Origin of the sequence: Klebsiella sp. 1SOBk10mer (genome assembly GCF_046602535.1) — a bacterium.
GTDB lineage: Bacteria > Pseudomonadota > Gammaproteobacteria > Enterobacterales > Enterobacteriaceae > Klebsiella > Klebsiella quasipneumoniae.
This window is the reverse complement of the sequence record NZ_JBKIUP010000001.1, coordinates 351,044-364,375: the sequence shown is the minus strand read 5'-3', so window position 1 is coordinate 364,375 and position 13,332 is coordinate 351,044. Positions and strand designations below refer to the sequence as shown.

The 13,332-nt window shown below is 58.4% G+C and carries 11 protein-coding genes and 1 pseudogene; 5 read left to right on the top strand and 7 right to left on the bottom strand.

The window, feature by feature from the left end; translation table 11 throughout:
• Positions 1-82: 82 nt before the first annotated feature.
• Positions 83-670 carry a Yip1 family protein gene (locus ACLH1I_RS01665; RefSeq protein ID WP_004201605.1) on the bottom strand — a complete coding sequence of 196 codons (588 nt, stop codon included), beginning with the start codon at positions 668-670 and terminating at the stop codon, positions 83-85.
• 153 nt (positions 671-823) lie between these two features.
• Here ACLH1I_RS01665 and ACLH1I_RS01660 point away from each other — a divergent pair, with 153 nt between their 5' ends.
• Positions 824-1,393, top strand: a complete 570-nt coding sequence (locus ACLH1I_RS01660) for a DedA family protein (RefSeq protein WP_023318737.1) — start codon at positions 824-826, stop codon at positions 1,391-1,393.
• A 33-nt stretch (positions 1,394-1,426) separates the two neighbouring features.
• Here the strand turns inward: ACLH1I_RS01660 and mdtQ are convergent, their stop codons facing one another.
• Positions 1,427-2,866, bottom strand: coding sequence for a multidrug resistance outer membrane protein MdtQ (mdtQ, locus tag ACLH1I_RS01655; protein ID WP_017899333.1), 1,440 nt, complete (start codon positions 2,864-2,866; stop codon positions 1,427-1,429).
• Positions 2,867-2,994: 128 nt separating this feature from the next.
• On the opposite strand from mdtQ, the gene ACLH1I_RS01650 reads away from it, so the two are divergent.
• Positions 2,995-3,729: a class I SAM-dependent methyltransferase gene (locus ACLH1I_RS01650; protein ID WP_017899332.1), complete on the top strand. Its 735-nt coding sequence runs from the start codon at positions 2,995-2,997 to the stop codon at positions 3,727-3,729.
• Positions 3,730-3,762: 33 nt separating this feature from the next.
• On the opposite strand, the gene ACLH1I_RS01645 is transcribed toward ACLH1I_RS01650, so the two are convergent.
• The 5 genes and pseudogenes from ACLH1I_RS01645 to dusC all read right to left on the bottom strand — a co-directional run bounded on the left by ACLH1I_RS01645 (position 3,763) and on the right by dusC (position 10,815).
• Positions 3,763-5,157, bottom strand: coding sequence for a glycoside hydrolase family 1 protein (locus ACLH1I_RS01645; RefSeq protein WP_017899331.1), 1,395 nt, complete (start codon positions 5,155-5,157; stop codon positions 3,763-3,765).
• A 15-nt stretch (positions 5,158-5,172) separates the two neighbouring features.
• A pseudogene (gene bglF, locus ACLH1I_RS01640) lies at positions 5,173-7,144 on the bottom strand (PTS beta-glucoside transporter subunit IIABC).
• A gap of 28 nt (positions 7,145-7,172) precedes the next feature.
• Positions 7,173-8,006 carry a transcriptional antiterminator BglG gene (bglG, locus tag ACLH1I_RS01635; RefSeq protein ID WP_004201616.1) on the bottom strand — a complete coding sequence of 278 codons (834 nt, stop codon included), beginning with the start codon at positions 8,004-8,006 and terminating at the stop codon, positions 7,173-7,175.
• A gap of 155 nt (positions 8,007-8,161) precedes the next feature.
• Positions 8,162-9,526 (bottom strand): carbohydrate porin, encoded by a 1,365-nt coding sequence (locus ACLH1I_RS01630; RefSeq protein WP_151628793.1) that lies wholly within the window; start codon positions 9,524-9,526, stop codon positions 8,162-8,164.
• 356 nt (positions 9,527-9,882) lie between these two features.
• Complete coding sequence (gene dusC, locus ACLH1I_RS01625; RefSeq protein ID WP_004201619.1) at positions 9,883-10,815, bottom strand: tRNA dihydrouridine(16) synthase DusC; 933 nt, start codon at positions 10,813-10,815, stop codon at positions 9,883-9,885.
• Positions 10,816-11,172: 357 nt separating this feature from the next.
• Here dusC and ACLH1I_RS01620 point away from each other — a divergent pair, with 357 nt between their 5' ends.
• The 3 genes from ACLH1I_RS01620 to cdd all read left to right on the top strand — a co-directional run bounded on the left by ACLH1I_RS01620 (position 11,173) and on the right by cdd (position 13,275).
• The gene (locus ACLH1I_RS01620; protein WP_004201620.1) at positions 11,173-11,577 is read left to right on the top strand and encodes a CidA/LrgA family protein; all 405 of its coding nucleotides are present in this window, start codon (positions 11,173-11,175) and stop codon (positions 11,575-11,577) included.
• Positions 11,567-12,262: a CidB/LrgB family autolysis modulator gene (locus ACLH1I_RS01615; protein ID WP_004201621.1), complete on the top strand. Its 696-nt coding sequence runs from the start codon at positions 11,567-11,569 to the stop codon at positions 12,260-12,262. The genes ACLH1I_RS01620 and ACLH1I_RS01615 overlap by 11 nt, the downstream gene beginning before the upstream one ends.
• A gap of 128 nt (positions 12,263-12,390) precedes the next feature.
• Positions 12,391-13,275, top strand: a complete 885-nt coding sequence (gene cdd / locus ACLH1I_RS01610; RefSeq protein WP_017899328.1) for a cytidine deaminase — start codon at positions 12,391-12,393, stop codon at positions 13,273-13,275.
• Positions 13,276-13,332: the final 57 nt, after the last annotated feature.

Sequence of the window (13,332 nt, the reverse complement as noted above, 5' to 3'; positions counted from 1 at the left end):
TAATAAGAATCGTGAAGAAATGCTGCATTGCCGACATAAAATACATATTTGCCGGCAATGCATATTGACCCGTTACGTCCGATCAGAAGAGTCGGTAGCCATACCCCCACAGCACCACGGTGATCGCCAGCAGGACTTCCAGCACCAGCACCCCGATGGCCAGGGTTGAGCTGGCGAAACTGAGCCCCTCTTCCCGGTTAATGCTCAGGAAGGTCGGGATCCCGAGATAGAGCAGATAGCCAGTATAGAACAGGGCAATGGTACCGATCAGCGCGCATAGCCAGACCAGCGGATAGAGCGCCACAATCCCGCTCAGGAACAGCGGTGTGGCCACATAGCCGGCAAATACCATGCAGCGTTTCAGGGAAGGCTGCTGTGGATATTGCCTGGCCATCCACCAGATGACCCGCCCCATGATCGCCACCCCGGCGAGCATCACGGCATAAAACAGCACCGCCAGCGCCAGCCCGGTCAACATCGACAGTTTAATAATAGTGCCGTCGCCGAAGTTCCAGCCCAACTGCGTGGTGCCGATAAAGGCGCAAACCACCGGAACCGCCGCCATCAGCAGCACATGGTGCGTATAGTGATGAGAAATGGTTTCATTCTCGCTCTTAATCACGCTCATCTCCCGGTTGGGATGAGCGAAGAGCCCCCAGACATGGTTCATAGCGTCCCCCTTGTCACGGCTTCGTACTGCACTGATCCAAGTATAATTCACCCTGTAGATTATTTTGTGTACAGCGCAAAAAATCTGCCTCGCCGCGTTTTGGTCAGCAGGGTGTATGATTAAGAGGTGATGAGGTAAGGAGAAAAGCTGTTTATGGATATCAATCACCTGATTTCCCAGTATGGCTACGCGGCGCTGATCGTCGGCAGCATGGCGGAAGGTGAGACCATTACCCTGCTGGGCGGCGTCGCAGCGCATCAGGGGCTACTGAAGTTTCCCCTGGTGGTGATCGCCGTCGCCCTCGGCGGGATGATTGGCGATCAGCTGCTCTATCTGCTTGGTCGCCGCTTCGGCGGGCGCATTCTGCGCCGTTTCGCCAGCCAGAAGGCGCGGATCCGGAAAGCGCAGCGCATGATCCAGCACCGGCCGTGGCTGTTTGTCATCGGCACCCGCTTTATGTACGGCTTCCGGGTGATCGGCCCCCTGCTGATCGGCGCCAGCCGCCTGCCGCCGCGCATTTTCCTGCCGCTGAATATTGTCGGAGCGCTGGTGTGGGCCCTGCTGTTTACCACCATAGGCTATCTTGGCGGCGAGGTGGTCGGCCCGTGGCTGCACCATCTGGACGCCCATCTGAAGCATTGGATCTGGCTGATCCTCGCGGTGCTGGTGGTCGTGGCCGCCCACTGGTGGCTCAGGCGGCGCGAGAGTAAGAAGAAAGACTGAGCGGCGCGCCCGCGGGCGCACCGTGGTTGGCGGTTACTTCACCGTCTGATGGTAGCCGCCGCCAAGGGCCGAGGTCAGCTGAATGCTGGCGTCAATCCACTGGCCGTGCAGGCGCAAGGCGGTGATACGCTCCTGCAGCGCCGGGAGTTTCGCCAGGCTCACCCTGGAGCCGGGCAGGATCCCCGCCGCCATTCGGGCCTGCGCCAGATCCACCACCCGCTGGGCGTCTTTTTCAACCTGCTGCTGCTGTTGGCTTTTGGCCATCAGCGTCTCAACCTGGCTGGCGGTTTTCGCCACCTGGTTGACGGCGTCCACCACCGCTTTGTTGTATTGGGCGATGGACAGGCTGTTCTGCGCGCTGGCGATATCCAGATTAGCATTGAGACGACCGCTGTCGAAGATCGGCAGCGTCAGTCCGGCGGTGACGCCCATCTGCTGCGCCGAATGGCGGAAAAGATCGCTTAAGTGCAGGGCATCCTGCTGCAGGAAAGCCATCAGGTTGATGTCCGGATAAAACGCCGCCTTCGCCGCGTCCACTTCGCTCAGCGACGCCTCGATATACCAGTGAGCGACCTGCAGATCCGGGCGGCGCGCCAGCAGCTCATAGCCGAGGGTATCCGGCAGCTGCGCGCTGACCGTCGGCAGGCTGGCGGGTTTGAGGTTTAGCGACTGGCTCTGGCTGTTGGTCAGGGCCATCAGCCGCGCTTCAATCTCTTTCATCGTGCCCGCCACGTCCGCCAGCTGCTGGTCGGTTTTGCTGACGTTAATATCGTTCTCCGCCCCTTCGGCGGAGTTGGTGATCCCGCGCTGATACAGGGCCTTGTCGACCGTCACGATATTATTTTGCTCGTTTTTCACCTGCTGCAGCACCGCTTTGATCGCCGCTTCCGTCTGCCACTGCCAGTACAGGCGCGCCACGCTGCCGGAGAGCAGCTCGCGGGTCTGGGCCTGCTCGGCCACCTGGGCTTTCAGCTCGCCAATGCGCGCTTTCACCTGCGCGCGGTTTTTGCCCCACAGATCGAGATCCCAGCCGGCAGTCAGGCCGAAGGTGCCATTGGTGTACCACGGGCCGGTATTGCCGTCGGTATCGGTGGCGAACGGCCCCATCAGGCCTTCAGCGGACATTTTCTGCCGTTCGATATCGGCGGAGAAATCCATCTCCGGGCCAAGATTCGCCTGCGACATTCGCGCCTGCGCTTCAGCAAGCCTGATGCGCTGTTCGGCAATCTGCATGTCCGGCGCGTTGGCGAGTGCGCGCTGAATCAGATTATCCAGTTGGGCATCGTGGTAGTCTTTCCACCAGTCGGTGTGTGGCCAGCCATTTTTGACGGCGGCGGGAAGATCCATGGAAACGTGGGAAGCCGGAATTTGCTGCTGCGGCGGATTAGCGACCTCATGAGAAGGCGCGCAGCCAGCCAGCGCGATGGCCAGGGGCAACGCCGCCAGCACGCTATTTTTTAATATCAATTTCATTTAACAGGTCAGATAACATAATCAGGTTGGTTATCATAAATTAATTGAATTAAACGCGTTTAGTAAAGCGTGTGACTAAATTATTAGTTAGCTAAAAATAAACAACCTTATCAATTCAAGGGATGAATATGAGTCAGAATATTTATGACGACCCGCAGTTCTTTGCCGGCTATGCGACCCTCGATCGCTCGGTGAAGGGACTGGAGGGTGCACCAGAGTGGCCATCGCTGCAGGCAATGCTGCCGCCAGTAACCGGTTTGCGGGTGGTGGATCTCGGTTGTGGCTACGGCTGGTTTTGCCGCTGGGCGCAGCAGCAGGGAGCCAGCCAGATAATTGGTTTTGATATCTCCCGACGTATGCTGGCGCAGGCGCGAGAGATGACCCGCGGGGATGAGATTGACTACCGCTGCGCCGATCTGCAAACCCTGACGTTGCCCGCCAACAGCTGCGATCTGGTTTACAGCTCACTGGCGCTCCATTACTTACCAGACATCGCCCCGCTCTTCACCGTCCTGCAGCAGGCGCTGGTCCCTGGCGGCATCCTGGTCTTTTCCGCGGAACATCCCATCTATACCGCGCCGCTGCAGCAGGGATGGCAGGTAAATGAGCAGGGGCAAAAAAGCTGGCCGGTCAGCCACTATCAGCAGGAGGGCGAGCGCGTAAGCAACTGGTTTGCCGAGGGCGTCATTAAACAGCACCGCAAACTCTCAAGCTGGGTAAACGCGCTTATCGCCGCTGGTTTTGTGCTGGAGCAGCTGGATGAGTGGGGTCCGAGCGCCGAACAGATTGCTCAACAGCCTGCCCTGGATGAAGAGAAAGAGCGTCCGATGATCTTTTTACTGCGCGCGCGTAAACCGGGCTGATCCCTCGCCCGGCGATGGCCGGGCGGGGAAGCATTACGCTTTCAGGCTGGCGCCGCGGCTGGCAATCACCTCTTTATACCAGTCAAAGCTCTTCTTCTTACTGCGTGCCAGGGTGCCGGTGCCGTCATCATGGCGGTCAACATAGATAAAGCCGTAGCGCTTCGACAGCTCCGCCTTCGAGGCGCTCACCAGGTCAATCGGCCCCCAGCTGGTAAAGCCCATCAGCTCAACGCCATCGTCAATGGCTTCCCGCGCCTGCACCAGGTGGTCGTTCAGGTAGCTGATGCGGTAGTCATCATTAATGCTGCCGTCGGCTTCCACCTTATCTTTGGCGCCCAGACCGTTTTCCACGATAAACAGCGGCTTCTGATAGCGATCCCACAGCACGTTCAGCAGCGTACGCAGGCCGAGGGGGTCTATCTGCCAGCCCCACTCCGAGCTCGCCAGGTGCGGGTTCGGCACCATGCTAAGTATATTGCCGCGCGCCTGCTGGTTCAGCGCCTCATCGGCGGTGACGCACCCGGTCATGTAGTAGCTGAAGGAGATAAAATCGACGGTGGTTTTCAGCGTTTCGCGATCGGCCTCGGTGATGTCGAGCGTGATGCCGTTGTCGCGGAAAAAGCGCTGCATATAGCCCGGGTACGCCCCGCGCGCCTGCACGTCGCCGAAGAACTGCCAGCTGCGGTTCTCCTGCAGCGTCTCAAACACATCTTCCGGTTTGCAGCTCAGGGGATACATCAGCCCGCCGAGCAGCATATTGCCGATTTTGCCCTCGGGCACCAGCTCATGACAGGCTTTGACCGCCAGAGCGCTGGCCACCAGCTGGTGATGAATGGCCTGATACACCTCGCCATTGCTGCTGCCGGCCGGCAGGCCGACGCCGGTCAGCGGGGCATGCAGCGACATATTGATTTCGTTAAAGGTCAGCCACAGTTTGACTTTGTTTTTATAACGGCTGAACACCGTCCGGGCGTAGCGCTCAAAGAAGCCAATCACCTGCCGGCTGCCCCAGCCGCCGTAATTTTTCACCAGCGCCCATGGCATTTCATAATGCGACAGCGTCACCAGCGGAGTGATGTTGTGCTTCGCCATCTCGTCGAACAATTTGTCGTAGAAGGCGAGTCCGGCTTCGTTCGGCTCGGCGTCGTCGCCGTTGGGGTAAATTCGCGTCCAGGCGATGGAGACCCGCAGGCAGTTAAAGCCCATCTCAGCGAACAGGGCGATATCTTCCGGGTAGCGATGGTAAAAATCGATCGCCACATCCTTTATGCCGCTGTCGCCGGGTACGCGCTCGACCACTTCGCCGAAGACGCCGTGCGGCTGCACATCGGAGGTGGATAACCCTTTGCCATCTTCCAGGTACGCCCCTTCCACCTGATTCGCCGCGGTCGCGCCGCCCCATAAAAAATCTGTCGGGAATGTTTTCATCTCTCTCTCCTGTGATTAATGGCTGACTGACAACAACGGCTGACCGGCTTCGACGGCGCTGGGCGCCACCGTGTCGATCTCACGATAGTCATCGCTGTTGCTGATAATAATCGGGGTCGCCAGGTCGTAACCGGCGTCCAGAATCGCCTGACGATCGAACTCAATCAGCAGATCGCCGGCCTGTACCCTGTCGCCCTCTTTCACATGCGCGGTAAACGGCACGCCGTCGAGTTTGACCGTGTCGATGCCAACGTGGATCAGCAGCTCGATGCCGCTGTCGCTCTGCAGGCCGATGGCGTGTTTAGTCTGAAACAGGGAAGCCACTTCGCCCGGGAATGGGGCAATGACTTTTCCCACCGCCGGGATAATGGCGACTCCTCTCCCCAGCAGGCCGCTGGCGAAGGTGCTGTCCGGCACCTGATCGAGGGCGATGACGCTGCCGCTCATCGGCGCCAGGATGTCATTTGCCGAGACCGGCGCTACCGCCACGGCGCCCGGCGCGGCGCTGGCGCGCGGCAGGCCGGCGAAGAAAGTTAAACCACAGGAGATAATCAACGCCGCGAAGATACCCACTACGCCGCCCCAAACGGTGCTATCAAGCCCTTGGGGCGGGATCATTTGTGCGACAGTAAAAATGTTCCCGAAGCCGAATGAATAGACGTGAGCGTTGCTGAAGCCCACAATCGCGCCGCCAATGGCGCCCGCCACGCAGCCGAAGATAAATGGCCGGCGCAGCGGCAATGTTAAGCCATAGATAGCCGGCTCGGTAATGCCGAAGATGCCCGCTGAAAACGCAGAGCCGGCCAGCACTTTCTGGCGGGCGTCGCGGGTTTTCAGCAAAATACCCAGCACCGCGCCGACCTGTCCCATCACGGCCGGCAACAGCATGGGCAGCATGGAATCATGGCCAAGCACCGTCAGATTGTTAATCATCAGCGGAATCAGCCCCCAATGCAGGCCGAAGATCACACAAACCTGCCACAGCGCGCCCATCGCCGCTCCCGCCAGCCACGGCGCCACCGCGTAGATAATCTGATACCCCTGGGCCAACAGATGACTGAGCCAGGTCGCCAGAGGACCAATCAGCAGAAACGTCAGCGGAACCACAACGGCGAGACAAATCGCCGGGGTAAAAAAGTTTTTCATCGATGACGGCAGCAGCGCGTTGCTCTTGCGCTCCAGCCAGCAGCAGACCCATGAAGCGAGAATAATCGGGATCACCGATGAGCTGTAATTGATAAAGGTCACCGGGATGCCGAGAAAGTGCTCCACCGCCGCGCCCGGCGCCTGGCTGGCCTCAAAGGCCTGAATCATCAGCGGGTGGGTTAACGCTCCACCGATCACCATTGAAACAAACGGGTTACCGCCAAATTTTTTACCGGCGGTGTAACCGAGAAACAGCGGGAAGAAAAAGAACAGCGCGTCGCTGGCGGCAAACCAGATTTTATAGGTTCCCTGTTGCGGGGTCAGCCAACCGCAGACGACCGCCAGCGCCAGCATTCCTTTGAGGATACCAGAGGCTGCCAGCACGCCGATAAACGGCGTGAATATCCCCGACACGACATCGATGATCTGCCCCAGCAGCGACCCTTTTTCAACGCTTTCCGCCGTCGGCTCGCTGTCATCGCTCAGCCCAGCCTCCTGGCGCACCGCCTGCCAGACGTCGTGGACGTGGTTGCCAATCACCACCTGAAACTGGCCGCCGCTCTCCACCACCATAATGACGCCCGGATTCGCCTTCAGCCCTTCGGCATCGGCATTGCCGTTATCTTTCAGTTTAAAACGCAGACGTGTCGCACAGTGAACCAGACTCACAATGTTCTCTTTGCCGCCGACGCGGTTGAGAATATCCTGCGCGAGTGCTTTATATTCCATGCTCTTTTCCTTACTGCCGCTGCCCGCAGACAACCGGCGACTGAGTAGTAAAAATAAAAAAAACCCGAGAACCACGCCGGTAGGCGTCGCGCTCAGGTTTTGCCTGCATCATGCAGTAACAATCCAGTTTGTCGGGAGACTTAGCGTCCCTCTTTTCTTACCCGTTCAATATGAATGGCAAGAAACATAATTTCTTCGGTGGTCAGCGCCCGCTGATACTGCTTTTGCAGATGCGTCGCCACCGTTTCCGCACACTTCCACGCTTTGGCGTAGTTGTCTTTCACCGCGCTGTGCAGCGAGACGTCGTCATCTTCCACCACCGTGCGGGTCAGCATCCGCTGAGCGAAAAACTTCAGGTGGGTGACGAAACGCTGATAGCTCAGCGACTCCTCGTCGTAGTTCAGCTGCAGCTGATACTTCACCAGCTGCAGGATCTCCTGCATCACCCGGGTCACGTGCATGACCTCCGGCATTTCGCTGTTGAGCTGCGCCGTCACCAGATGCAGGGCGATAAATCCGGCTTCATCCTCCGCCAGCGCCACGCCGAGCCTTTTGGCAATGATGGCCCTTGCCTCCTGGCCCAGCGCGAACTCCTTCGGATAGAGCCGCTTGATCTCCCACAGCAGTACGTTACGCAGCGCGATGCCCTTTTTTTGCCGCTCGATAGCAAAGTGACAGTGATCCGTTAACGTGATGTACAAACTTTCCTGTAACTTGCCCAACCGCCCGCGTGCCAGGTCGATAATGCGATCGCAGGTAGTCATCACTTCTAACGGAATCTGACTGAGTAACTCACCCAGACGGCCTACCAGTTCATCGCTTTGTAAGGCGAAGACTTTTTCAATTTTGCTGTCGTCCAGCGCGTCGCCCGGGCGTTTCTGAAAGGCCAGCCCTCGCCCCATCACCACCTGTTCGCGCTGGTGATCGTCAAGAACCACCACCACATTGTTATTGAGTACTTTGGCGATTTGCATATTGACCCCAGAAACAAAAAAACCTGACCCCCGACGAAACGCCAGGTAATCAGGTTTTGCCTGCCGCAGCAGTTGCAATCCAACGGCAGCACTGTAACAACTTCTGCTGCGCGCTCAACCTGACAAGTGAAAAAACGTGATAAAGATCGCGACTATCAGAAGGTCACGACGGTTTTCCACTCCACCACCCACGCGTCCTGGGTCTGCGCAACGCCGCCCGGACGGTGCCAGTACTGCAGGCCCGGTTGCAGCTCCAGCCAGGAGACCGGGCGGAAGCGATAATAGAGTTCGCCATTCAGCGAGTGGCCTACCACCGGCAGCCAGGCCGGATCGTTATAGTCGGTGGCGCCGCTGAGCTGGTTCATATAGCGCTGATTGCGCGCGTAGTGGCTGCTCATGTCGATCCACGTCAGGCCGAAGCCGATCCAGTCCTCCGGACGGGCGTCAAACAGCCCGCGGTAGCGCAGTGAGGCGGCGACGGCGGAGTGGATATAGTTGCTGCGCTGGTCGCTGAGGCTGCCGCTCAGCGAGACGCTCATTCCCCGCAGCGGATCGTCGGCATGGCGGGTAATCTGCTGGTTCAGGCCAGCGTAAATAAACCAGGTGCTGTCGTGCTCGGCGTAGCCTTGCGGGTCCGTCGCCCCGGCGCCGCCAGATTTGCCGCTATAGAGGTCGCTTTGCGGCGCGTTAGTCCAGACCACACCGAGGTTATAGGCCCCCGGAAGGCCATTAATCAGCGGGCGGGTTTCGATCTCCATTGGCAGTAAAATGCCTTTGCTGCCCTTCGTCGACCAGCTCCAGGCGTGGCTGCGCGAGGCGGCCTGCGGGTTCTGCTCCATCACCCCGCCTTTGAGGGTGACCGTCGGCGTCAGCTTGTACTCGAGGGTGGTGCCCCAGGTGTGGATATTCCAGTTATTCCACGTCAGCGAGTTGGCCGATTTGCCGCCGCACTGGGTCAGCAGCTGGAAATCGCAGGGAATGATTTGGTCGAAGGTTTGCACCTTGTTCATCATGCCGATACGCCAGGTCAGGCGACGGTCGTCAAAGCTGCGGGCGAAGGTCAGCCAGCCGAGACGGGTGATCGACCCGCCGCCCCAGCTCTCCTGCGACAGATCGTTAAAGCTGACCCGCGGATCCTGCAGCCGTTTCGTGGTGAGGTTATCATCATGGTTGCGGTTGACGATATTACCCTCAAGCCGCGCGTCCGGTATGCCGGTCCAGCGCTCCAGATCCTGGGTAAAGGTCAATGACACCTGGTCAATATAGGCCAGATGTTTATCATGGTTATAGCCGCCGCCGGCGTTGTAGGCCATCTCGTTAAGATAGCCAAGATTATAATGAAAGCCGTTCTCTTCAAGGATGGGACGAATGCCCAGCATATCGCCCAGCAGCCCTGGCTGTCCGGCTTCAAACCCCAGCACGCTGCCGTTCCACGCCGGGGTTTGCGCCGCGTTCACGGCGGGCGCCATAGTCGCCAGCGCCGCGCCGATAAAAAGCTGATTTATTTTTTTGTTATACATTGTGATCTCCACCGTGACTGAATAAAAACAAAGGGGATCCCCAGGCTATTTATTTACCTGTTTTCTTTTTTAAAAAATGAATGGCAAGGGGCGTCCTTCGGTAATAAAACCGCGACCGAGCCAGAGAAAAGATTAATTACAACCGCTTGTTTTACGTCATCATTTACCCACCGTTAAATTTTTGCCAAAAAAAAACCTAAGCACTTGCCGCCACGCATGACGGAAGTGCTTAGGTTTTGCCTGTGTTCAGTAGCAATCCTGAATTGATTGACGGCACATTATCACTTTATTCAACACATGCCTATCATCAATAGGCATGCAAGTAATAATATGTGAAGCGAATAACAATATGGCGCTTAATAGCGGGCGATCGCCGCCGCTATTTCAGCAGAGGTTTGCAGGGCGCGAATTTCATTAAACAGCGTCAGCGCCTCGGTATATTCCTTGCGTAAATAGCCCAGCCACTGCTTAATTCTCGCCACATGATACAGGCCGGTATCGCCCTGCTTTTCCAGACGGGTATATTTTTGCAACAGCTGAACCACCTGCGGCCACGGCATGCGCGGTTCGTTGTATTTGATCACCCGGCTGAGGTTCGGCACGTTGAGCGCCCCGCGGCCAATCATCACCGAATCGCAGCCGGTGACGGCCATACAGTCCTGCGCGCTTTGCCAGTCCCAGATCTCGCCGTTGGCGACCACCGGAATAGTCAGACGCTGGCGGATCTCGCCGATGGCCTGCCAGTTGATGCGCTCTGCTTTGTAGCCATCTTCTTTGGTGCGGCCATGGACCACCAGCTCGCTGGCCCCTGCCTGCTGCACCGCGTCGGCGATTTCAAAGCGCCTTTCGCCGCTATCCCAGCCGAGACGCACCTTGACGGTCACCGGTAAATCCGCAGGGACCGCTTCGCGCATGGCTTTGGCGCCGCGATAGATCAGCTCTGGATCTTTCAGTAGCGTCGCCCCACCGCCGCTGCCGTTCACCAGCTTCGACGGACAGCCGCAGTTTAAATCAACGCCCCACGAACCCAGCGCCACCGCGCGGGCGGCGTTTTCCGCCAGCCACTCGGGATATTGTCCCAGCAGCTGGACGCGCACGCGGGTACCGGACGGGGTACGGCTTTGATGATGCAGTTCCGGGCACAGCCTGTAGAACGATTTGACCGGCAGCAGTTGGTCCACCACGCGCAGAAATTCGGTGATGCACAGATCGTAATCGTTAACCTCGGTCAGCAGCTCGCGCACCAGCGAATCGAGCACGCCTTCCATCGGCGCCAGTAGTACACGCATATCGTTACCCGGAAAAAAAAGAGGCGCTATGGTAGCGCCTCCGGGCGTTGGTTGAAAGCGCTCAATGCGTCCGACCCGGCGCACTCCGGTCCCCGGACGCCCGAGGCGGCAAAACGGCGAGATAATCTCTATGCTTTACAGGGGCCTGTGGCGTCTCATTTACCTTTATTTGCCGCGCCTCGTCCAGCAAGGTAGCGTGGGGAGAGAAACCGTCTAAGCCGCAAGGCTTCGGACTCTGACGGGCGAGACGATGGTTCCCGTAAGCTATCAGCGCTATGCATAGAATTCATGATGTGATCGGTAGCACATTTTAGGGATTAATTGTATGATGAATGCACTTCATCAAGGGTTATTACCATGAGTAAATCGCTGACTATTATCTGGCAGTACCTGCGGGCTTTCGTCCTGATTTACGCCTGCTTGTACGCCGGAATATTTATCGCCGGGCTGCTGCCCATCACCATCCCCGGCAGCATCATCGGCATGCTGATCCTCTTCGTGCTGCTGGCGCTGCAAATTATGCCGCCGCAGTGGGTCAACCCCGGCTGCAATATCCTGATCCGCTATATGGCGCTCCTGTTCGTGCCGATCGGCGTCGGCGTGATGCAGTACTGGGATCTGCTACGCGCCCAGCTTGGGCCTGTCGTTATCTCCTGCGCCATCAGCACGCTGGTGGTGTTTGTGGTGGTGAGCTGGAGTTCCCATCTGGTGCATGGCGAACGTAAAGTGATTGGGCAAAAGGAAAAGAAAAATGATGCATGAAATCTGGTGGTCGCTACCGCTTACCCTGATCGTCTTTTTCCTCGCTCGCAAACTGGCGGCCCGCTTCAAATTCCCGCTGCTCAACCCGCTGCTGGTGGCGATGGTGGTGATCATTCCCTTTCTGCTGCTGACCGGGATCTCCTATGAACGTTATTTTGCCGGCAGCAAGATCCTGAACGATCTGCTGCAGCCGGCGGTGGTCGCGCTGGCCTTCCCGCTATATGAACAGCTGCACCAGATCCGCGCGCGCTGGAAATCGATCATCACCATCTGCTTTATCGGCAGCTGCGTGGCGATGATCACCGGTACCACCGTGGCCCTGCTGATGGGCGCCACGCCGCAAATCGCCGCCTCTGTTCTGCCCAAATCGGTGACCACGCCGATTGCGATGGCGGTGAGCGGCAGTATCGGCGGCATCCCGGCCATCAGCGCCGTGTGCGTGATTTTTGTCGGTATCCTTGGCGCGGTATTCGGCCATACGCTGCTCAACCTGATGCGTATTCGCACCAAAGCATCGCGTGGCCTGTCGATGGGCACCGCCTCGCACGCCCTCGGTACCGCCCGCTGTGCGGAACTGGACTATCAGGAAGGAGCGTTCAGCTCGCTGGCGCTGGTGCTGTGCGGGATCATCACCTCGTTGATGGCGCCATTTTTATTCCCACTGATCCTCGCGGTGGTGGGATAAATTGTGATTCAAGTCACATTTATTAATGCAACAATGAAAAGTTGCATTAGCAATGGGATGTAAATCACATTTGAAACCCCTTGACGCCCGTACACTGGTTCCCCATTACACTGTTATGAGGCAACGCTATGCACTCACGTTTTCAAGCTGCTTTGACGACTCTGGCAGCAGACCTGCAGGCGGCCATCTCCCCGATGCTCGCCGACCCGCACTTCCCGGCGCTGCTCGAAGCCGATCAGGTGGCGACGCTGCAACAGGCGACAGGTCTGGACGAAGACGCGCTGGCCTTTGCGCTACTGCCGCTGGCCGCCGCCTGCGCGCGCGCCGACCTTTCTCACTTTAACGTCGGGGCTATCGCCCGCGGCGTCAGCGGCCGCTGGTACTTTGGCGGCAACATGGAGTTTCTCGGCGCCACCATGCAGCAGACCGTCCATGCGGAGCAGAGCGCCATCAGCCACGCCTGGCTGCGCGGTGAAACCTCCCTGCGCGCTATCACGGTGAACTACACGCCGTGCGGCCATTGCCGTCAGTTTATGAACGAACTGAACAGCGGACTGGCGCTGCGCATTCATCTGCCCGGTCGCGAAGCCCACTCTCTGCAGCACTATCTGCCGGATGCCTTCGGCCCGAAAGACCTGGAGATCAAAACCCTGCTGATGGACCACCAGGACCACGGCTTCCCGGTCAGCGGCGATGCCCTGACGCAGGCGGCGATTGAGGCCGCTAACCGCTGCCATGCGCCGTACAGCCATTCGCCTTCCGGCGTGGCGCTGGAGCTGAAAGATGGCACCCTTTTCAGCGGCAGCTATGCGGAAAACGCGGCGTTCAACCCGACGCTGCCGCCGCTGCAGGGGGCGCTGAATCTTCTCAGCCTCAACGGCTATGATTATCCGGACATCCAGCGGGCGATCCTGGCGGAGAAAGCCGATGCGGCGCTGATTCAGTGGGACGCCACCGTCGCCACCCTGAAGGCGCTGGGCTGCCACAATATCGAGCGCGTGCTGTTAGGTTAATCCGCCTGCGCAGACGGCCGGATGGCGTCTTCGGCTTATCCGGCCTACCTTTTATAC

Coding starts and splice junctions, on each gene's coding strand:
- ACLH1I_RS01665 (WP_004201605.1), bottom strand. CDS start 670: ATGAACCATGTCTGGGGGCTCTTCGCTCATCCCAACCGGGAGATGAGC.
- ACLH1I_RS01660 (WP_023318737.1), top strand. CDS start 824: ATGGATATCAATCACCTGATTTCCCAGTATGGCTACGCGGCGCTGATC.
- mdtQ (WP_017899333.1), bottom strand. CDS start 2,866: ATGAAATTGATATTAAAAAATAGCGTGCTGGCGGCGTTGCCCCTGGCC.
- ACLH1I_RS01650 (WP_017899332.1), top strand. CDS start 2,995: ATGAGTCAGAATATTTATGACGACCCGCAGTTCTTTGCCGGCTATGCG.
- ACLH1I_RS01645 (WP_017899331.1), bottom strand. CDS start 5,157: ATGAAAACATTCCCGACAGATTTTTTATGGGGCGGCGCGACCGCGGCG.
- bglG (WP_004201616.1), bottom strand. CDS start 8,006: ATGCAAATCGCCAAAGTACTCAATAACAATGTGGTGGTGGTTCTTGAC.
- ACLH1I_RS01630 (WP_151628793.1), bottom strand. CDS start 9,526: ATGTATAACAAAAAAATAAATCAGCTTTTTATCGGCGCGGCGCTGGCG.
- dusC (WP_004201619.1), bottom strand. CDS start 10,815: ATGCGTGTACTACTGGCGCCGATGGAAGGCGTGCTCGATTCGCTGGTG.
- ACLH1I_RS01620 (WP_004201620.1), top strand. CDS start 11,173: ATGAGTAAATCGCTGACTATTATCTGGCAGTACCTGCGGGCTTTCGTC.
- ACLH1I_RS01615 (WP_004201621.1), top strand. CDS start 11,567: ATGATGCATGAAATCTGGTGGTCGCTACCGCTTACCCTGATCGTCTTT.
- cdd (WP_017899328.1), top strand. CDS start 12,391: ATGCACTCACGTTTTCAAGCTGCTTTGACGACTCTGGCAGCAGACCTG.